Annotated in this window: 18 protein-coding genes; 14 read left to right on the top strand and 4 right to left on the bottom strand. The window is 69.3% G+C overall.

All coding sequences use genetic code 11. The features are described 5' to 3' along the window. Positions 1-50 precede the first annotated feature (50 nt). The 8 genes from Q0480_RS04715 to Q0480_RS04680 all read left to right on the top strand — a co-directional run bounded on the left by Q0480_RS04715 (position 51) and on the right by Q0480_RS04680 (position 8,418). Positions 51-1,088: a cysteine synthase A gene (locus tag Q0480_RS04715; protein ID WP_299131192.1), complete on the top strand. Its 1,038-nt coding sequence runs from the start codon at positions 51-53 to the stop codon at positions 1,086-1,088. A 3-nt stretch (positions 1,089-1,091) separates the two neighbouring features. Continuing rightward, on the top strand, positions 1,092-3,497 hold the full coding sequence (locus tag Q0480_RS04710; RefSeq protein WP_299131175.1) for a mechanosensitive ion channel domain-containing protein: 2,406 nt from the start codon (positions 1,092-1,094) through the stop codon (positions 3,495-3,497). A gap of 162 nt (positions 3,498-3,659) precedes the next feature. Continuing rightward, entirely contained in the window at positions 3,660-4,031 is a 372-nt protein-coding gene (gene rplU / locus Q0480_RS04705; RefSeq protein ID WP_366940818.1) for a 50S ribosomal protein L21, read from the top strand. Positions 4,032-4,044: 13 nt separating this feature from the next. Beyond that, positions 4,045-4,314 (top strand): 50S ribosomal protein L27, encoded by a 270-nt coding sequence (gene rpmA, locus Q0480_RS04700; protein ID WP_299131174.1) that lies wholly within the window; start codon positions 4,045-4,047, stop codon positions 4,312-4,314. 85 nt (positions 4,315-4,399) lie between these two features. Continuing rightward, positions 4,400-4,975: a GNAT family protein gene (locus tag Q0480_RS04695; protein ID WP_299131173.1), complete on the top strand. Its 576-nt coding sequence runs from the start codon at positions 4,400-4,402 to the stop codon at positions 4,973-4,975. Then, positions 4,972-6,015, top strand: a complete 1,044-nt coding sequence (gene obgE / locus Q0480_RS04690) for a GTPase ObgE (RefSeq protein WP_299131172.1) — start codon at positions 4,972-4,974, stop codon at positions 6,013-6,015. The genes Q0480_RS04695 and obgE overlap by 4 nt, the downstream gene beginning before the upstream one ends. Next, on the top strand, positions 6,003-7,142 hold the full coding sequence (proB, locus tag Q0480_RS04685; protein WP_299131170.1) for a glutamate 5-kinase: 1,140 nt from the start codon (positions 6,003-6,005) through the stop codon (positions 7,140-7,142). The genes obgE and proB overlap by 13 nt, the downstream gene beginning before the upstream one ends. Before the next feature lie 10 nt (positions 7,143-7,152). Then, on the top strand, positions 7,153-8,418 hold the full coding sequence (locus tag Q0480_RS04680) for a glutamate-5-semialdehyde dehydrogenase (protein WP_299131168.1): 1,266 nt from the start codon (positions 7,153-7,155) through the stop codon (positions 8,416-8,418). A gap of 73 nt (positions 8,419-8,491) precedes the next feature. Here Q0480_RS04680 and Q0480_RS04675 read toward each other — a convergent pair whose 3' ends face one another. Continuing rightward, positions 8,492-9,049 carry a DUF882 domain-containing protein gene (locus Q0480_RS04675; RefSeq protein WP_299131167.1) on the bottom strand — a complete coding sequence of 186 codons (558 nt, stop codon included), beginning with the start codon at positions 9,047-9,049 and terminating at the stop codon, positions 8,492-8,494. A 302-nt stretch (positions 9,050-9,351) separates the two neighbouring features. Between Q0480_RS04675 and Q0480_RS04670 the strand changes: the two genes are divergently transcribed. The 4 genes from Q0480_RS04670 (at position 9,352) to Q0480_RS04655 (ending at position 13,748) form a co-directional block, all read left to right on the top strand. After that, positions 9,352-11,049 carry a L,D-transpeptidase family protein gene (locus tag Q0480_RS04670; RefSeq protein ID WP_299131165.1) on the top strand — a complete coding sequence of 566 codons (1,698 nt, stop codon included), beginning with the start codon at positions 9,352-9,354 and terminating at the stop codon, positions 11,047-11,049. Positions 11,050-11,135: 86 nt separating this feature from the next. Continuing rightward, the gene (gene lpxD, locus Q0480_RS04665) at positions 11,136-12,221 is read left to right on the top strand and encodes a UDP-3-O-(3-hydroxymyristoyl)glucosamine N-acyltransferase (protein ID WP_299131163.1); all 1,086 of its coding nucleotides are present in this window, start codon (positions 11,136-11,138) and stop codon (positions 12,219-12,221) included. Positions 12,222-12,252: 31 nt separating this feature from the next. Next, on the top strand, positions 12,253-12,528 hold the full coding sequence (locus tag Q0480_RS04660) for an acyl carrier protein (RefSeq protein ID WP_299131161.1): 276 nt from the start codon (positions 12,253-12,255) through the stop codon (positions 12,526-12,528). 8 nt (positions 12,529-12,536) lie between these two features. Further along, complete coding sequence (locus tag Q0480_RS04655; protein WP_299131160.1) at positions 12,537-13,748, top strand: beta-ketoacyl synthase; 1,212 nt, start codon at positions 12,537-12,539, stop codon at positions 13,746-13,748. A 79-nt stretch (positions 13,749-13,827) separates the two neighbouring features. On the opposite strand, the gene Q0480_RS04650 is transcribed toward Q0480_RS04655, so the two are convergent. Continuing rightward, complete coding sequence (locus tag Q0480_RS04650; RefSeq protein WP_299131159.1) at positions 13,828-14,559, bottom strand: invasion associated locus B family protein; 732 nt, start codon at positions 14,557-14,559, stop codon at positions 13,828-13,830. A gap of 429 nt (positions 14,560-14,988) precedes the next feature. Between Q0480_RS04650 and Q0480_RS04645 the strand changes: the two genes are divergently transcribed. Together Q0480_RS04645 and Q0480_RS04640 are read left to right on the top strand one after the other, a co-directional pair. Then, entirely contained in the window at positions 14,989-16,524 is a 1,536-nt protein-coding gene (locus Q0480_RS04645) for a helicase HerA-like domain-containing protein (RefSeq protein ID WP_299131158.1), read from the top strand. Between the two features lie 146 nt (positions 16,525-16,670). Next, positions 16,671-17,459 (top strand): hypothetical protein, encoded by a 789-nt coding sequence (locus tag Q0480_RS04640; protein ID WP_299131157.1) that lies wholly within the window; start codon positions 16,671-16,673, stop codon positions 17,457-17,459. A 15-nt stretch (positions 17,460-17,474) separates the two neighbouring features. Here Q0480_RS04640 and Q0480_RS04635 read toward each other — a convergent pair whose 3' ends face one another. Both Q0480_RS04635 and Q0480_RS04630 read right to left on the bottom strand, forming a co-directional pair. Next, positions 17,475-18,434: a site-specific tyrosine recombinase XerD gene (locus Q0480_RS04635; protein WP_299131156.1), complete on the bottom strand. Its 960-nt coding sequence runs from the start codon at positions 18,432-18,434 to the stop codon at positions 17,475-17,477. Then, entirely contained in the window at positions 18,431-19,981 is a 1,551-nt protein-coding gene (locus Q0480_RS04630; protein WP_299131155.1) for a hypothetical protein, read from the bottom strand. Before Q0480_RS04630 ends, Q0480_RS04635 begins: the two co-directional genes overlap by 4 nt. Between the last annotated feature and the right edge of the window lie 163 nt (positions 19,982-20,144).

The raw sequence follows: 20,144 nt of genomic DNA, 5'->3' as shown, positions 1-20,144 counted from the left end.
GGAGACGATATGGCACCGGGGAAGCGACGGCGCCGATCGGAGAGGGCATGCTGAATACCGCGAAGGATCTGCCGGGCGCGGTGGGGAACACGCCGCTGATCCGTCTGCGACGGGCCTCGGAGATCACCGGGTGCGAGATCTGGGCCAAGGCCGAGTTCATGAACCCGGGCCAGTCGGTGAAGGACCGCGCCGCGCTCGCGATCATCACCGACGAGGTGGCGCGGGGTACGCTGGCGCCGGGCGGCACCATCGTCGAGGGCACGGCGGGCAATACCGGCATCGGCCTCGCACTTGTCGGCGCGGCCATGGGATTTCGCACGGTGATCGTGATCCCGGACACGCAGAGCCAGGAAAAGAAGGACATGCTGCGCATCGCCGGGGCCGAGCTGGTCGAGGTGCCGGCGGTGCCGTATCGTGATCCGAACAATTACGTCCGCTATTCCGGCCGCCTCGCCGAGGCGCTGGCGAAGACCGAGCCGGCCGGTGCGATCTGGGCGAACCAGTTCGACAATATCGCGAACCGTCGGGCGCATGTGGAGACGACCGCGCCCGAGATCTGGGAGCAGACCGGCGGTTCCGTGGACGGGTTCATCTGCGCGGTCGGCACCGGCGGCACGCTGGCGGGCGTCGCCGAGGGGTTGCGCGCGCGCAAGCGCGACGTGAAGATCGGCCTCGCCGACCCGGATGGCGCCGCGCTCTATCACTATTACAAGCACGGCGAGTTGAAGGCCGAGGGCAGTTCGATCACCGAGGGCATCGGCCAGGGCCGGATCACGGCGAATCTCGAGGGGCTGGTGGTCGATCTGCCCTACAATATTCCGGATGCCGAGGCGCTGCCCGTCCTCTTTGACCTGCTGACCAGCGAGGGGCTCTGCATGGGGTCTTCGACGGGGGTCAATGTCGCGGGGGCTATCCGCATGGCGCGCGAAATGGGGCCGGGCCACACGATCGTGACCATGCTCTGCGACTATGGCACCCGTTACCAGTCGAAGCTCTTCAATCCCGCCTTCCTGCGCGAAAAGGGTCTGCCGACGCCCGAATGGCTCGAAGGCCCCGGCCGGGCGCTGCCCGACGCGCGGATCGCCTGAGCCATGCGCCTCGCGCGGCCGCTCCTGATCGCGGCGCTGCTCCTCCTCGCGCCCGGCCACGGCGGCGCGCAGACGCCGGATCCGAGTCAGGATTTCTTCGTCACGCTCGATCCGACGTTGCAGGCGGCGCGGCTGGTGATCGACGCGCCGGAGTCGAGCGCCCAGGATCTCGAGAACATGCGCGAGAAGCTGCTCGTCCTGCGCGGGCAGGTCGGGCAGATCCAGGCGACGGCGAACGATGCGCTCTCGGAGGCGAAGGCGCGGCTGGAGCCGCTCGGCCCGCCGCCGGCCGAGGGCGCGACCGAGCCGCCGGAGGTGAACGCCCGGCGCCAAGAGCTGAACAAGGCCGTCGCGGAAAAGCAGGTCCCGGTGATCGAGACACAGGACGCCGCGCGCCAGATCAGCGAGATGATCGCCGAACTCGACAGGGAAGTCTGGTCCCGGGTACGGCTCGAAATGACGACGCTCGGCCCGAGCCCGACGCTGCCGGAGAACTGGACCGCGACCGCGGCGCTGACGCGGCAACGCCTGACCGAAGCCATTCAGTCGACGCGGGCGACCTATGCCGACCGGGAGTATCGGGCGAGGCTGAAGACCCGGGTACCACAGAGCCTCGCGCTCTTCGCGATCGGCGTCACCATCGCGTTCCTGTTGAGGCGCTGGGTGATCCCCCGGGTCGAAACCGCGCTTGGCGCCGCGAGTTCACCGCGCGCGGTCGCGTGGCTGGTCGCCTTGCGCAACGTCACGCGGCTGATCCTTCCGGTGCTGGGCGCGAGCCTCGTCTTCACGGCGCTTGAGCCCGTGCTGCTGCTGGAGGGTTCGGAATCCTTCCACCTCCTCAATCTGCCGCCCTTCGTTCTGGTCCTGATCGCCGCGCAATGGCTCGGAAACAGTCTCTTCGCGCCGCGTTTGCCGCAATACCGGCTGGTTCTGGTCAATGACGTGGACGCGCTGAAGGGCGCGGCCATCGTCTATCTGCTCGGCGGGGTGCTGGCCGCCAATCTCTTCATCGTCAATCATCTCGACAACTGGCAGATGTCGCCGGCGGTCAATGCGACGCTGCAGTTCCCGCTGACGCTGCTCGGCAGCTACGGGCTCTGGCAGGCGGCCCGCCTGTGGCGGCGCGTGCTGCGCAACATTGCCAAGAGCCAGGCGGGCCTGCCGCCGGAACAGCATGTGAGCACGCTCGGCGTCGGGCTTATGGTGTTCCTCGAACGGGCGGTCGCCATCGTCGCGGTGCTGGCACCGGTCCTGGCGGCGATCGGTTATTACGCGGCCTCGCGCGGCCTGCTCTATCCGATGATCCTGACGCTGGCCTTGTTCGGCGCGAATCTCGTCCTGTTCGATCTCATCAGCAAGACGGTGCTGACGATCGGGCGGCGATCCGGGGCGCACAGCACGAACGAGGGGCTCGGGCCGGTCGTCGCGGTGACGCTGCTCGGGCTCGTCTCGCTGGCGCCGCTCGCGCTGATCTGGGGCGCGCGTCCCTCCGATCTCGCCAGCTTCTGGCTGCTCGTCAGCGAGGGGGGCAGTCTCGGCGGCATCCGCATCTCGGCGGGTGACATCTTCACGCTGATCCTCGTCTTCGGCATCGGCTATGCCCTGACCCGGATGCTGCAATCGGTGCTGCGCAACTCGGTGCTGCCGCGAACGCGGATGGACGCGGGCGGCAAGAACGCGGTGCTGGCGGGGATCGGCTATTTCGGCACGGCGCTCGCGACGCTGGCGGCGATCTCGGCCACCGGGATCGACCTCTCAAACATCGCCATCGTCGCCGGCGCGCTGTCGGTCGGCATCGGCTTCGGCCTGCAGAACATCGTTTCGAACTTCGTCTCGGGCATCATCCTCCTGGTCGAGCGGCCGATCAAGCAGGGCGACTGGATCGAGGTCGGCGGCTTTACCGGCTATGTCCGGCGGATTTCGGTGCGCTCGACCGAGATCGAGACCTTCGACCGGGCGAGTGTCATCCTGCCGAATTCCGACCTGATCGCCGGCACAGTGCTCAACCGCACGCATTCCGGCATGTCGGGGCGCATCCAGATCCCGGTCAGCGTCACCTACGATGCCGACCCGCGCAAGGTCGCCGACATCCTGCTCGAGATCGCCGAGGGTCACCCGCTGGTGCTGGAGGAGCCGGCACCGCGCGTGCTGCTGATGTCGCTCGGCCCGGATTCGATCGATTTCGAGGTGCGCTGCGTGCTGCGCGACGTGAATTTCTCGCTGTCGGCGCGGTCGGACATGAATTTCGAGATCGCCGAGCGGATGCACGGCGAAGGCATCCGCACCCACTTCTGGCAGCGCGACACGCGCCCGGCCGATCCGCCCCCCGCGACGGGCGCGTCGGATGAATTCGCACCACGTTCCGCCGCCGAGGAGGCGCCACCCCCTCCGGCCGCGAAGCAATCTTGACTCCGCGAAACGGTTCCGCGATATAGCCGGCTCCGCGCGCTCCCCCAAGGGGCGCGCGGGCCATTGATCTGCGAAAGCGCGCAGTCCGAAGGCGCGGGGAAGCCTGCGAAACGCCGTTGTGAACGGGGCCAAAGGACGCGGGGAACGAAGAGGAAGACGCGAATGTTCGCGGTGCTGAAAACAGGCGGCAAGCAATACAAGGTCGCCGCCAATGATATCTTTCTGGTGGAAAAGCTGTCCGCCGAGGCGGGCGAGACGGTCCGCTTCACCGAGGTGCTGATGCTCGGTGGCGACACGGTGACGATCGGCGCGCCCTTCGTCGCCGGCGCGGCCGTGGTCGCCGAGGTGCTTGAGCAGACCAAGGGGCCGAAGGTGATCTCCTACGTCAAGCGGCGGCGCAAGCACTCGTCGCAGCGCCGGCGGGGCCATCGCCAGCAGCTGACCCGGATTCGGATCACCGACATCCTGGCGTCCGGCGCCGAGACAGCCGCCACCGCCGAGGCCGCCGAGCCGGCCGTCGAAGCCGCCAACTGAGGAGACAGACGCCATGGCACACAAGAAGGCAGGCGGGTCGTCCCGCAACGGCCGCGACAGCAAGGGCCGTCGTCTCGGCGTGAAGAAGTTCGGCGGCGAGGTCGTGATCCCGGGCAATATCCTCGTGCGCCAGCGCGGCACCAAATGGTGGCCGGGCGAGGGCGTCGGCATCGGCCGCGACCACACGATCTTCTCGGTTTCGGAAGGCCAGGTCACGTTCCACAAGGGCATCAAGGGCCGGACCTTCATTTCGGTGCTGCCACGACCGGCGGCCGCCGAGTAAGCACCGGCCAAAGGGGCATTCCGAGCCACGACAAGGCCGGCGGCCCCGCCGGCCTTTTTTCGTTTCGAGCCAGGATTTCGCGGCCATGTCCGAAGTCATCGCCGACCGCCAGCCCGTCGCCCGCCAGCCCGTCCTGGTCACCGAGCGTCTGCGGCTGCGCCCGTTCAATCCGTCCGACGCGGCGCTGATCGGGCTCTATGCCAGTGACGCGCGGGTGGCGCGGATGACGACCGCGATCCCGCATCCCTATCCGCCCGGCACCGCCGAGGCCTTCGTCGAGCGGACGCGGACACGCCCGGGCGACAAGACCGTCTGGGCGCTGGACGCCGGCGCCGATCAGGAGAACGGCCTCGTCGGCCTCATCAGCCTGTGTCGGCGCGTGATCGAGGGCGAGGTGACGGGCGCCATCGGCTATTGGGTGGCGCCGGCCTTCTGGGGCACCGGCTACGCTTCCGAGGCGGTGGAGGCCGTCGTCGCCCATGCGACCAGGCTTGGCTTCTCGGCGCTGGTGGCCCAGGCGTTCCAGGACAACGCCGCCTCGATCAAGGTGCTGAGCCGCGCCGGGTTCGGCTATGTCGGCGAAGGCGAGTTGCACAGCGTCGCGCGCGGCGCCATGGTGCCGACCTTCCGCTATCGCCTCGACCTTGCGGCCGCGTCATGAAATTTCTCGACATCGCGCGGGTCCATATCCGCTCGGGCTCCGGCGGCAACGGCTGCGTCGGCTTTCGCCGCGAGAAGTTCGTCGAGTTCGGCGGGCCGGACGGCGGCGACGGCGGCAATGGCGGCGATGTCTGGGCCGAGGCGGTGGACGGGCTCAATACGCTGATCGACTATCGCTACCAGCAGCATTTCTTCGCCAGGAACGGCCAGGGCGGCATGGGGGCCCAGCGTACCGGCAAGAGCGGCGAGACGGTGGTGCTGAAGGTGCCGGTCGGTACCGAGATCCTTGAGGAGGACGAGGAGACGCTGGTCACGGACCTCACGCGGCCCGGCCAGCGCGTGCTGCTCGCCAAGGGTGGCAACGGCGGCTGGGGCAACCTGCGTTTCAAGAGCTCGACCAACCAGGCGCCGCGCAACGCCAATCCCGGTCAGGAGGGCGTGGAGCGCACGCTCTGGCTGCGGCTGAAGCTGATCGCCGACGCGGGGCTCGTCGGGCTGCCGAACGCGGGAAAATCGACCTTCCTCGCCGCGACGAGCAATGCCAAGCCGAAGATCGCCGACTATCCCTTCACCACCTTGCACCCCAATCTCGGCGTGGTCGGGGTCGATGGGGCCGAATTCGTGCTGGCCGATATTCCCGGATTGATCGAGGGCGCGCATGAGGGCAAGGGGCTCGGCGACATGTTTCTCGGCCATGTCGAGCGCTGCGCCGCGCTGCTCCACCTGGTTGATGCGACCTCGCCGACGCTGGCCGAAGACTATCGTGTCATCCTTGGCGAGCTGGAAGCCTATGGCGCCGGCCTCGCCGACAAGCCGCGGCTGACCGGGCTCAACAAGATCGACGCGCTCGATGCCGAGGAACTCGCCGAGGCGATGGCGGTGCTGACCGAGGCGGCGGGGGGCGAGCAAATCCTCGCCCTGTCCGGCGTGACCGGGCAGGGCGTCCCCGAGGTATTGCGCGGCCTGCGCGCGATCATCCGCGCGGCGCGCTCCGGCGAGGGGAAGCCGGCGCGGGAGGAGACAGGGTCATGGACGCCCTGAGCGTGCCGACCGTGACCTCAGCCGACCGGATCTCGGCGGCGCGGCGGGTCGTGGTGAAGATCGGCTCCGCCCTGCTGGTCTCGGCCGAGACCGGGCGGCTGCGGCTCGACTGGCTGGAGGGGCTCGCGGCCGATGTCGCCGACCTCCGCGCCCGCGGCAAGGACGTGATCCTCGTTTCTTCGGGCTCGATCGCGCTCGGCCGCCGCGTGCTCGGCCTGCCGGCCGAGGCGCGGTCGCTGGAGCACAATCAGGCGGCGGCGGCGGTTGGCCAGATCCGCCTCGCCCAGGCATACGAGACCGTGCTGGCGCCGCGCGGCATCACCACGGCGCAGGTGCTGGTGACGCTGGAGGACAGCGAGAACCGCCGGCGCTATCTCAATACCCGCCGCACGCTCGGCACGCTGCTCGAGCTCGGCGTGGTGCCGATCGTCAATGAGAACGACACGGTGGCGACCGACGAGATCCGCTACGGCGACAACGACCGGCTGGCCGCGCAGGTGGCGAGCATGGCGGGCGCCGATATTCTGGCGCTGCTCTCGGACGTCGACGGGCTCTATACCGCCGATCCCCGCGCCGACGCGGGCGCGTGTCGGCTTGATGTGGTGGCGCGGATCACGCCTTCCGTGATGGCGATGGCGGGCGGCGTCGGCTCCACCCTGTCGCGCGGCGGGATGAAGACAAAGCTCCTCGCGGCGCAGGTGGCGACCCGGGCCGGCTGCGCCATGGCGATCAGCTTCGGCGCGGTGGAGCGGCCGCTCAGCGCACTGGTCGAGGGTGCGCGCTGCACCTGGTTTGAACCGGAGGGCGATCCGCGCGCGGCGCGCAAGCGCTGGATCTCGGGCATGAAGCCGCGCGGCCGACTGACGGTGGACGAGGGCGCGATCGCGGCGCTCGCCCGCGGCAAGTCGCTCTTGCCCGCCGGGGTGCGCGCCATCGACGGCGCCTTCTCGCGCGGCGATCCGGTGGAGATCGCGGGGCCTGACGGCCTGGTGGTGGCCAAGGCGCTGGCGGGCTATGACGCGCATGAGGCGCGGGTGATCATGGGGCATCGCTCGGACCGGATCGCCGATCTGCTCGGGCATCCCGGTCGGGCCGCTCTGGTGCATCGCGACGACATGGCGCTGTGAGGGGGCGGAAATGGACGGAAACCTCGGGATCGCGGAGCTGATGACCGGCCTCGGCGCGCGGGCGCGCGAGGCCTCGCGCGAGCTCGCCTATGCGCGGTCCGCGCAAAAGGACGCGGCCTTGCGGGCGGCGGCGGCGGCGATCACCGAGACGCGCGACGCGATCCTGGCCGCGAACGCCGAGGACATGGCGGTCGCGACGGCCGCGGGCCTGAGCGGGGCGATGCTCGACCGACTGCTGCTGACCGATGATCGGGTGGCGGCGATGGCCGAGGGGCTGCGCGCGGTCGCGGCGCAGGCCGATCCGGTGGGGCAGGTGCTCGCCGATTGGCGCCAGCCGAACGGCCTCCACATCCGTCGCGTGCGAACCCCGATCGGCGTGATCGGCGTCATCTTCGAGAGCCGGCCGAACGTCACCGCCGACGCCGGGGCGCTGTGCCTGAAGGCCGGCAACGCGGCGATCCTGCGCGGCGGCTCCGAGAGCCTGCGCAGCGCCCGCGCGATCCACGCCGCGCTGGTCGAGGGGCTGCGCGCCGCCGGCCTGCCGGAGGCGGCGATCCAGCTGGTGCCGACCTCCGACCGCGCGGCGGTGGGCGCCATGCTGACCATGACGGATTTCATCGACGTGATCGTGCCACGCGGCGGCAAGGGCCTCGTCGGCCGGGTGCGGGCCGAGGCGCGGGTGCCGGTATTCGCCCATCTCGAAGGCATCGTGCATGTCTATGTCGATCGCGCGGCGGATCTCGCCAAGGCGCGCAAGGTGATCCTGAACGCCAAGACCCGGCGGACCGGCATCTGCGGCGCGGCGGAATGCCTGCTGATCGATCGCGCCTTCTTCGAAGCCTGTGGCGCGCCCTTCATCACCGACCTCGTCGAGGCCGGGGTCGAGGTGCGGGGCGACGATGCGCTGCAGGGGTTGCCCGGCGTGGTGCCGGCCGATGACGCGGACTGGGGCCGCGAATATCTCGACATGATCGTCGCGGCGCGGCTGGTCGAAGGCGTCGACGGGGCGATCGCCCATATCCGCCGCTATGGCTCGAACCATACCGACTGCGTGCTGACCGAGGACGACGCGGTGGCCGCGCGCTTCTTCGAGCGGCTGGACAGTGCGATCCTGATGCGCAACGCCTCGACCCAGTTCGCCGATGGCGGCGAGTTCGGCATGGGCGCCGAGATCGGCATCGCCACCGGCAAGCTCCACGCCCGCGGGCCGGTGGGGGCGGAGCAACTGACCAGCTTCAAGTATCTGGTGGAGGGCGACGGCGCGATCCGCGCCTGATTGGCCTTGGGGGGCGCCCGGGGCGGAACCCGGGATGCCCAGTTCTTCGGCGGGCGTTAAGCCCGGCCCGGGATCAGCCGTTCCAGGTGCGGATCGGACCACAGTCGAGATGGACGAAGTTCGAGCGGCCGTAGTAGCCGACTCCGCCGCCGCCGCAGGCGACGCCGGCCCGCTGGATCGTGCGGACATCGCGGCTCTTCAGCCGGATGTCGGCCGCCATCGCCCGCAGATGGAAGGAATTGCTGGCCGCGCCGCGCAGCATCCGGTTGGTCTTGGGCGTACGGTAGCCCGAGATCATCAGGTAGGGCTCGGATGTTTCCATCATGACGAGCGTGGCGGCGAGATTGTCGATATTGTCGGGATCATACTTGCGGACTTCGTTCTGGCGCCAGTCCCGCATGAAATAGCTGATCTCGGTGATCGCCTCCGGGATGTACTTCCCGTCGACGTAATAGATCGTGTTGATCGATTCGCCGGTGCGCTGGCTGTACATGCGGATCTGCCGCATGTCGCCCGCCCGGCGCAGGAAGCCCGGCGCCTTGGCATAGACCGGCGCCGCGGTGACCGCGCAAAGGCTGGCGAATACGCCCAGCACGGCCCGACGAGTCGGTCGAAAATCGTCCGTTTCCATGGTTCACTGCCTCGATATCTGCCCGCGGAGCATTTTTGCCTGTGCCCCTTCCCCTTTTGATGCCACAGGCCTCGCGAATTTCCAAGCGCGGCGTCCGCCGGCCGCGCGGGGCGCCCGCTTCGCTCGGCGGAAAGACGCCGATAATTTTTTGTTAAACTGTCTGGGTTTGAACGGGCTTTTCGCCCGGCGTGGCCGCTCGCTTGTATCGGAGGCGCGGGCGGGGTACCCTCATCGACAAAACATAATCGAGGCAAGAGGCAGGCATGCGTTTTCAGAGAACATCGCGGATTTTCTGTGCCCTCTTGGCTGGCGGACTGGCCGGTGGTGTATCCTCTTCCGGTTCCGAGGCGCTCGCCCAGACCACCGACGGCATCGCCGTGGTGGCGACGAACGCCGCGCCAGGGCTCGCGCCGCTGGTCGAAACGCCGCCCTACGCCGCGCCGCCCGCGCCGGAGCCGGTGCTCTCCGCGGAGGCCGCCGCCTTTCGCGCCGCGCTCCGCGCCGAGATGGGCGGCCTGAGCGATGCCGATCGGGTCGCTGTCGAAGGCTTCTATGCCGACCGCGACTTCCAGCCCTATTGGACAGCCGCCGGCTCGGCGAGTCCGCGAGTGCTGATCGCGGCGCTGGAGGCGAGCGCCGGTCAGGGTCTGCCGTCCGCCCGCTATGACGCCGCTGGCCTCGCCGTGCTCTTCTCGGCGGAGGGGACGCCGCCGGGACGTGCCGAAGTGGCCGCGACCCGCGCCTACCTGCTTTATGGCGGCGATCTCGGCGCCGGGGTGCTGCGGCCCTCGAAGATCGATCCCGAAATCGCCGTGCGGCCCAGCCGGCCGCCGGCCGAGGCCTTGCTCGCCAAGCTCCAGGACCAGCCGCTCGACGCGGTGCTGGTCGAGCTTGCGCCGCGTGACCCGCGCTATGGCGCGCTGATCGCCGAACGTGGGCGGCTGGAGGCGCTGGCGCTGTCCGACGCCTGGGGACCGGCGGTCGCGTCCGGTCCGACGCTGCACGAGGGCGAGACGGGTCCGCGGGTCGCGGCGCTGCGCGCCCGGCTGGCACGGCTCGGCTATGGCGCGCCGAGCGGCGAAGTCGCGCAGGCGATGTTCGACCGGAGCCTTGTCGGGTCGGTGCGGGCCTTCCAGCGCGACCATGGCCTGAACGAGGACGGCGCGGTTGGCCAGCATACGCTGAGCGAGATCAATACCAGCGCCCGCGATCGCCTGTCGCAGGTGCTGGTCAATCTCGAACGCATGCGCTGGCAGGGCGCGGGCTTCGGCTCGCGCTACGTGATCGTCAATATCCCGGACTATTCGGTGGTGGTCTACGAGGGCGACGCCCCGGTCTGGCGCACCAAGGCGGTGGTCGGCGAAGCCCACAAGACCCAGACCGCCGAATTCTCGGACGTGATGAGCTACATGGTCATCAACCCGAGCTGGCACGTGCCGAGCAGTATCGCCAAGCGCGTCTATCTGCCGAAATTGCGCAAGGATCCGGGGGTTCTGGCGCGCAGCAACATGCAGCTGATGACGCCGGCGGGGACCGTGATCAATCCGGCGCTGGTGGACTTCGCCGCGCTGGAGGGCAGCTTCCCGTTTCGCATCCGGCAGAGCCCGAGCGACGGCAACGCGCTCGGCAAGGTGAAGTTCATCTTCCCGAACGACTTCTCGATCTATCTTCATGACACGCCGCATCGCGAGCTTTTCGCCAAGGACGCGCGCGCCTTCTCGAACGGCTGCGTCAGGGTAGAGGATCCGGACGAGCTGGCGGCGCTGCTGCTGCGCGGACAGGTCGACGATCCGGAGGCGCGGTTCGACGCCTGGGTCGCGGCGAAGTCGGAGCGGACGGTGACCTTGGACAACCCGATCCCGGTTCATATCGTCTATCGCACCGCCTTCGTCGATGACGCGGGCGTGGTCCGGTATCGCGACGACGTCTATGGCCGCGACGCCGAGGTGCTCGGTGCGCTGGAAGCCGCCGGCGTGACCCTGCCCGAGGCGCGGGGCTAGGCGGGCGATCCAGGCGGTGCGGCGGTTTTGCGCTCCCGCGAAAGCTCGGCTATAGCGACGGCGGAAATCTCGCGGGAGGGCAGGGGATGATCACCGTCGCGGAACTGGCCGAGGCGCTGGGGGCCGAGGCCGAGGGCGCGCTCGATCTCGGCGTCTCCGGCGCGGCGGAGCCGGCGGTGGCGCGGCCTGATCAGATCGCCCTCGCCATGGCCCCGGCCTTCGCCGAGGGGCTCAAGGTCGGCAAGGCGCGGGCGGCGATCCTGTGGGAGGGGGCCGACTGGCGCGGCTTCGGACTCGAGGCGGCGATTATCGCGCCCCGGCCGCGCTATGTCCTCGCCGGTGTCACGCGCGCCTTCGACACGCCGCCACGCCTCGCCCCCGGCATCCATCCGAGCGCCGTGATCGACGCGACCGCCGAGATCGGCGAGGATGCGCGCATCGGCCCCTTCGTCGTCATCGGTGCGAATGTCCGGATCGGCGCCGGCGCGCGGATCTTCAGCCATGTGGTGATCGCCGAGGACGTGGTGATCGGAACCGGCGCCCTCATCCAGGCGCGGGTCTGGATCGGCGCGCGGGTGCGGATCGGCGATGGCTTCATCGCCCAGCCCGGCGCGGTGATCGGTGGCGACGGCTTTTCCTATGTCAGCCCGACGCCCGGCGTGGTGGACGAGGCGCGCGCCACCGGCAACATCACCCCGCGCGAGCGCGCCGCCTATGTGCGGATCAATTCGCTCGGCGCGGTGATGATCGGCGACGATGTCGAGATCGGTGCGAATGCCTGTATCGACCGCGGCACCATCGCCGACACGTTGATCGGCGATGGCACCAAGATCGACAATCTGGTGATGGTCGGCCACAACGTGCGGGTGGGAAAGGGCTGCCTGCTCTGCGGCCATACCGGGATCGCCGGCTCGGCGGTGATCGGCGACCGCTCGGTGCTCGGCGGGCGCGCCTCGATCGCCGACCACGCGGTTCTGGGCTCGAATGTCATCATCACGGGCAACGCCGCGGTCTCGGGCCATGTGCCGGACGGCCGGATCATGATGGGTTATCCCGGGGTGCGGCGCGACGAGTTCATCGGCATGTTCAAGGCGCTGCGGCGGTTACCGCGGCTGCTTGCCAAGCTGGATTCGGCGCAGAAATCGGTTTCCAATCCGGGTGGGAGCGATTAGAGCTTCCCTCGGATTGATCGCGGAGGGCAGCATGTCCGGAAACGTCAAAGACTCCGTCAGGGACAAGGTCGTCGCGATCCTTGCCGAACAGTCCCTGATCGAGCCCGGCGCCGTCCGGATGGAGGCGACGCTGGAGGAACTCGGCATCGATTCCCTCGGGCTGGTCGAGACGATCTTCTCGATCGAGGAGGCCTTCGACATCCAGGTTCCGTTCAATGCGAACGAGCCGCGGGAGTCCGACTTCGATGTCAGCAGCGTCGCCAGCATCGTCGACGCGGTCGAGAAACTGATCGCAACCAAGCACTAGCGGTGACGATGCGACGCGTTGTCCTGACTGGTCAGGGCGCGATCTGCGCGCTCGGGCGCGGCGCGCCGGAAATCATGGCGGCGATGCGCGAGGGGCGCTCGGGCATCGGGCCTCTGGAGTTCCAGGACGTGGACCGGCTGTCGATCGCCATCGGCGGCCAGATCCGGGGCTATGCGCCGGAGGAGCATTTCGGCCGGCAGGAGCTGGTGCTCTATGATCCCTTCACCCAGTTCGCCCTGCTCGCCGCGCGCGAGGCGATGGCGCAATCGGGGCTCGAGATCACCGAGGAACTGTCCGAGCGGTCGGGGGTGGTGCTCGGCACGTCGGGCGGCGGGCTTCAGACCCAGGACGAGAACTACCGGCTGGTCTATCAGGAGGGCAAGAATCGGGTGCATCCCTTCGTGGTGCCGCGATTGATGAACAACGCCGCCGCCAGCCATGTCTCCATGGCGCACGACCTTCAGGGGCCGACCTATACCGTGGCGACCGCCTGCGCCTCGTCGAACCATGCGATGGGACAGGCGTTGAACCTGATCCGGGCCGGCCAGGCGGACGTGGTGCTGACCGGGGGAAGCGAGAGCATGCTCTGCTTCGGCGGCATCAAGGCCTGGGAGGGGCTTCGGGTGATGTCGAAGGACGGCTGCCGCCCGTTTTCGCTCAACCGCAACGGCATGGTACAGGGCGAGGGCGCGGCGGTCTTCGTCTTCGAGGAATACGAGCATGCGCGTGCGCGGGGCGCTGAGATTCTGGCCGAGATTTCGGGCTTTGCCATGACGTCCGACGCGTCCGACATCGTGACGCCGAACAAGATGGGCGCGGTCCGGGCGATGCGCGGCGCGCTGCGCGACGCGGGGCTGACACCGGAGGCCATCGGCTACATCAACGCCCATGGCACCGGCACCACGGCGAACGACCGCACCGAATGCGCCGCCGTGCGGGAGGTCTTCGGTACGGCGGCGGACGCGCTGATGATTTCCTCGACCAAATCGATGCACGGACATCTGATCGGCGGAACCGGCGCGGTCGAACTGCTCGCCTGCGTCATGGCGCTGCGCGAGGGGGTGATCGCGCCGACGATCAATCATGACACGCCGGATCCCGAATGCGATCTCGACGTGGTGCCGAACGTCGCGCGCGAGCGGCGGGTCGGCGCGGTGATGTCAAACGCCTTCGCGTTCGGCGGGCTGAACGCGGTGCTGGTCTTGCGCGCCTTCGAGTGAGGCGGCGGAGATAGCCAGACGACAATAGTCAGTCGACGGCCAAATCCCGGATCACGCTGGGCGCGATCCGGGAAAGCGATCAGTTCCGGGGCGCGAGCGACGGCAGGGTCTTCGGGGCAAGCGTCGGCGCCGGGGCGGGCGGCGCGGTGCGACCGGGAGGAGTCTTCAGCGAGTCGAAGGCGTCTGTGAAGCCGGTCAGCGACAGGTTGAGCGAGATCGGGTTTTGCGGCGCGGCGACCGAGATCAGCGTCATCTTCCCGGCCTTGCCGCGCTTCATCGAGGTGATCGACTGTCCGGTCAGACCGAAGCGCGAGAAGCAACCCGCTTGGCTGCACCAGTTGAACGGATACTGGCGCGCCTCGTCGGTATCGACCTGGACCACGACGCCGGAGGTGAGCAGCGTGCCGAGCGGGCTCACCACGGTCATGCCGGCCGCCGCCTCGCCGCCCGCCGGCAGTTTCAGGACACTCACCTCGGCCACCGGGTTCTTGCCGGTATCGACCGCCAGTTGATACATGAAACATTCGTCGGTCTGGGTGAAGCAGCGTACCTGCCAGTCGCCGAACGTGTCGCGCACGAACTCCGTCACCTCCGGCGCGGCCGGGTTGCCGTCGGTGGGCGCGGCCGCGCCGGGCTCCGCCGCGGTGGCGGACGGTGTCGCGGGCGCCTCGGTGGCCGGGGTCGCGGGAGCGGTTTCAGGGGCGGCTTCCGGGGTCGCGGCGGGCGCCGGGGCTTCCTGGGCGAACGCGGCCGCGGCGAGGCCGAGGCCCATGGTCGCGGCGAGGATCACACGAAGACGATCAAACTGCATTTTCTGCTCGCATTCCCCTTTGATTGCGTCCGCCGGGGCTTGTCACTAGTCGCTCGGCCTGTCAACGGCGCGGAGGTCAATCGAGCGTGTGGCGGTTTCGCCGGTCGGGAGCGCCTTGAAGGTGAAAAGGGCGCCTTTCGGCACCCCTTTCCCCGCTTGCGCGCTTTCCCTGTCGGACTGGCCGAAAATCGGACTGGCCGATCACTCTGGCATCGAGGCTAGCGCGGATAAGAAAAACGGTCAAGTACGCCGCGCAACACGCGGTAACCTAAACGGTAAATAAAAAAGGCCGCGGAGCAAGCTCCGCGGCCAGTCCAACAGGGAGGAAGTCGTGCGCCCGACGATCCGAAGACCTCCGGGACGCATTGCACTCTGAAGGACAACCATTAATATCCGGTTCGAAATCAACGCTTTCACCGAGGACCAAACATGGGCGAGGGCACGATCCTGGTCGGAGGCGGTGGCAAGGACTATGCCGAGCCGCGCGAGCTTCTCCTGCGCTATGCCAACCGTCACGGGCTGATCACCGGCGCCACCGGCACCGGCAAGACTGTCACCCTTCAGGTGCTGGTCGAGGGCTTGTCCGCCGCCGGTGTTCCGGTCTTCGTCCAGGATGTGAAGGGCGACGTTTCCGGCCTGTCGCGGCCGGGCGATCCCACCGGCAAGATGGACGAGAGCTTGCGCAAGCGGGCGGCCCAGGTCGGCATGGCCGACTTCGCCTATCGCGCCTATCCGGTGGTGATCTGGGATCTTTTCGGCAAGGAGGGTCACCCGGTTCGCGCCACGATCAGCGAGATGGGACCGCTGCTCCTCGCTCGGATAATGGAACTGACCGAGGCGCAGGAAGGCGTGCTCAACATCGCCTTCCGCGTGGCCGACGAGCAGGGGTTGGCGCTGCTCGATCTGAAGGACCTGCAGGCGATGCTGGTCTGGCTCGGCGACAATGCCGCCGAGGTCGGCCGGACCTACGGCAATATCGCCATCGCCTCGCTCGGCGCGATCCAGCGCGCGCTGCTGGTGCTCGAGAACCAGGGCGCGGCCGGCTTCATGGGCGAGCCGCGGCTCGATCTCAAGGATCTGATGGCGGTCGATGGCGGCATGGGTCGGGTCAATATTCTGATGGCCGACAAGCTGATCCAGGCGCCCCGGCTCTATGCGATATTCCTGCTCTGGCTGCTGTCCGAGCTGTTCGAGGAACTTCCCGAGGTCGGCGATCCGGACAAGCCGGTGATGGTCTTCTTCTTTGACGAGGCGCATCTGCTGTTCGGCGACGCGCCGAAGGCGCTGGTCGACAAGGTGGCGCAGGTGGTGCGGCTGATCCGCTCCAAGGGCGTCGGCGTGTTCTTCATCACCCAGAACCCGGACGACGTTCCGGCCGAGGTGCTGGGCCAACTCGGCAACCGGGTCCAGCACGCGCTGCGCGCCTTCACCCCACGCGACGCCAAGGCGCTGAAGGCCGCGGCCCAGACCTTCCGCCCGAATCCGGATTTCGACACCGAGACCGCGATCCGCGAGGTCGGCACCGGTGAGGCGGTGGTCTCGCTGCTTGAAGAGAAGGGCGTTCCCGCGATGGTCAGCCGAACGCTGATCCGCCCGCCGGAATCGCGCCTCGGCCCGATCACCGCGGCCGAGCGCGCAGAGACCCTCGCCGCCTCGCCGGTCGCGGGCAAATACGAAACCGCCGTCGATCGGGAATCGGCCGCCGAGATCCTGTCTGGCCGCGCCGACAAGCAGGCGAAGGAAGCGGCGATGGCGGAGGAAATGCTGAAGGCGGCGCAGGGCGGCAAGTCCGCCGCCGCCCCCGGCATCGGCCGGCGTTACGAGCCGGCGGGTCATGCCCCCGCGTCGGCGCGCCAGTCCTCGCTCGGCGCCGATCTGGCGCGCGGCGTGGTGAAACAGCTGAGCACGCGCGAGGGGCAGCGCCTGGTGCGTGGCATCCTCGGCGGGCTCTTCAGGTCGCGGTAGGGCACGCGGCCGAGCGGCCAGGCTTTCACATGATCGCAGCACCGGGGCGCGGTTCTCGCCGGGCAGATCTTCCTTAGGTTGATTAAAGTTGCACCAATACTCCTCCTGATGTATATGCTCGCTCAACGAGCAGCAGGAGATAGGTCATGTTCCGCGTTTCAATCGTCGCGCTCGGCGCCCTTGGCGTCACTCTCGCCGGGGCGCTTCCCTCCGCCGCGGCGACCGTTTCGATCGCCTTCGACAGCTTCGATCTCGACGCGGCCGACGCCGCGCGGTCGGCCTACGAGGCGCACGTGGCCGGGGCCGCCTGGCGCAAGGCCGAGGATTTCGAGAGCTTCCCGAGCTGGGATGGCCGGCACGGCACGGAGAACGCGGTCCAGACCAGCGCGGGGAAGATCAATGGCGTCAGCCCGGAGCCGGGCGGCGGCCGCACCGCGATCAACGGTGGCGAGGGGCTGCAGGTGCGAGATACCGAGCTGAGCAGCGCGGCCGATTTCACCGCGAAATGGGGCCGCCAGAACATGAGCGCGGGCGGCAAGAACTGGCTCGACAGCAACGACCTGAAGCAGATGGTCTGGACCGTCGACGCCGACAGCGGCTTTGGCAAGTTCGACCGGATGAGCTATTTCCTGACCGACGTCGGCGACATTCGCGGCACCGACTTCACCGTCACGGTCGCCGCTGGCGGCACCGAGGCGACGACGCACATCGCGCGGCAGGCGAACGGCGCGATCAACCTCGTGCGCATCCTGCTGGACGGCTTCGTCGATCAGGCGACGGTGACGATGACCAGCAACGTCAACGACGGTTTCGGCATCGACGACCTGACCGTCGCCCAGGTCGCGCCGATCCCGTTGCCGGCGACCGGCCTTTTGCTCTGCGCCGGCCTCGGCGGCCTGCTCGCGGCGGGCCGCATGCGCGCCGCCCGCGCCTGACACCGGCGCGCGGCGTCAGGGCGCCTTTTCCTCCAGCAGGGTGTTTTCGTCGGCGAGCGGGTGCTTTGACAGCACCAGCTCGCGCAGGCGGGCATCGAGCACATGGGTATAGATCTCGGTCGTCGCGATGCTGGCATGGCCGAGCAGCGTCTGGATGACGCGCAAATCCGCGCCATGCGCTAGCAGATGCGTCGCGAAGGCGTGGCGCAAAGTGTGAGGCGAGACCTTGGCGGCGTCGAGGCCGGCGCCCCGGGCGAGATCCTTGATCAGGAGAAAGAAGCGCTCCCGCGTCATGTGACCGCGCCGGCCACGCGCGGGAAAGAGGAAGGTCGAGCGCGGCTTGCCGGCCCGCGCCGCCGCCGCTTCGGCCGCGTCGCGCGCGGCGAGCCACAGCACCAGGGCGTCGCGCGCCGGGGCGCTGAGCGGCACCATCCGCTCGCGCCCGCCCTTGCCGCGCACCAGGATCATCCGCGGGTCGCCGCGGACCGCCGCCGCTGGCAGCGAGACGAGTTCGCTGACCCGCAGGCCGGTGGCATAGAGTAACTGCAGAAGACAGCTGTCGCGCCGCCGTTCCGCCTCGTTCGCGGCGAAACTCTCGGCGGCGCCGAGCAAGCGGTCGACCTCCTCCTCGGTCAGTGTGCCGGGCAAGGCGCGGACGCGCTTCGGTCCCTTGATGAGCGCGCCGGGATCGTCGGTCCGCCAGCCTTCGAGGAAGGCGAAGCGATAGAGCTGGCGGATCGCGGATAGCCGCCGCGCGCGCGTCGCCTGCGCCATACCCCGGTCGTGCTGATCGACGAGATAGGCTTCGATCTCCGCCCGGCCGGCGGTGGTGAAATCCTGCGCCAACTCGCCAAGAAACCCGGAGAAATCGTTGAGATCGCGGGAATAGGACAGGATAGTGTTGCGCGCGGCGTCGCGCTCGGCCTGGATCGCCTCCAGAAACCGCGGCAGCCAGCTCGCGGCGGGCGCGCTCAACCCGCGTCGCCCGGCAGCAGGGTCTGCAGCGCGATCGCCCGCGCGGCCGGCGCCTGTCCGGCCTCGCGCAGCGTGAAGAGCGCGGCGCGCAGCGCCGGCGGATCGACCGCCGCGCCCTGGGTGACGAGTTCGAGCGCGGCGAGAACCGCCTCGCCCTGCCGCCCCTCCGCCACGTCGGTCGCGAGGCGCTGTTCGCGCTCGTCCGACGGCGTCCGGATGCGCAGCCCCTCGATCGCCGCGCGCAGGCGGTCATCATCGGCGCTCGCCGGCAAGGCCCCGTCGCCGGCGATGGCGAGCAGCGCCGCGGTTCGCGCCTCCGGCCGCGGTCCCGCCGCGGAGCGGGCCGCGCGGATGTCACCCGCGAGGAGCAGGAGTTCGACCAGCGTCTCGCGCGTCCCGGCGGTCGGGGGGAGCGCGGCGAGCCGCCCGCCGTATTCCCGCGCGAGCGCCACGCGCAAGCCCCTGGCCGAGAAGGCGGCGTCGGCCGCCGCCAGCGCCGGCCCGATGTCGGCGCCCGTCCCAAGCGCCGTGTCGAGATCCTGCGCGGCCTTGGCCCGGTCCCAGACGCCGCCCGACGCCGCCGGCGCTCCGGAGCGGTAGGCGGCGAAGAGCTCGCCATGGTCGAGCGCGCCGGACAGCCACAGCCGCTCCGCCGCCTCGACCCGCGTTCGCATCGGCACATGCTCGCCGAGATCGCCGCGCAGGAAGGCGAGCGGCAGCGCGCCCGGCGGCCGCGGCAGCCCGACCGCCTCGCGCAGCAGGAAGTCGAGCGGCGTCAGCGGATCGGGCACCGGCGGATCCTCCTCGCCCTCGAAGAGATCCGGGTCGAGGAAGCGCGCGAGCAGCCGCTCCTGCTCCGGCGTGATCGAGCCGACTCCCTTGCCGAGCGTCAGCGTGATCTCGGCCGCGCTCCAGTCGCCGCCCCGTGCGAGGCAGAAGACCCGGGCGGGCAGGGTAGGGGACAGCGTCGGATTCTCGCGCAGCGCCTGGCATGGCGGCTTTGCCTGGTCGAGCAGCAGGCCGATGTCGAACCAGCGGCGGTAGAGCTCGGCCGAATCCGGTCCGGCCACCCCGATCATCGCATTTGCCTCGTCGAGCGCGCCCATCTCCAACAGGCGGTCGACGCGCGCGACAAGCACCGTCGAGCCGGCGTCCGACCCCTCGGGCGGATCCGCCTCGGCCAGCATCAGCCGCTTGAAGAGCGCGATCGCTTCCGGCACGCCTGCGCCGCCGTCCTCGAGGATCAGGTCGCGCACCTCGGGCGCGGTCGCCGGGCCCCAGAGGTTGCGCGCGAATCCGGTAGCGGCGGGGGCGAGCAGCCCGACCGCGTCGCGGCTGACCTCACCGAGCGGCGTCACGGTAATCGCGTCGGGGTCGCCGGCGGCGGGCGGCGTCGCGCCACCCCGCGCCGGCGGCGGCGCCGCGATCAGCACGATGCTCTCCGACAGCCACGGGATCGCACTGCGCGGCTCGGCCGCCGCCAGCGGCTGAGCGCAGAGCGCCAGCCCGAGCAGGAGGGCGCCGGCCCGCGCGCCGTCTCGCGTCACTTCGCCTCGATCGGCAGCACGACTTCCCGGGTCGGGGCCGGCAGATCCGAAAAGATCGCATAGCCCACGAGGCCGACGCCGGCCACTACAACGAGAAAAAGGACAGCCCTCATCAAAATTCGCATATCGCCCTGCTCTTGTCCGTGCCGGCTTGACCGCCGTG

Source organism: uncultured Amaricoccus sp. (genome assembly GCF_937891315.1).
Classification (GTDB): Bacteria; Pseudomonadota; Alphaproteobacteria; order Rhodobacterales; family Rhodobacteraceae; genus Amaricoccus.
Note: the sequence above shows the minus strand (reverse complement) of the source record. Positions and strands in the feature narration are given on the sequence as shown.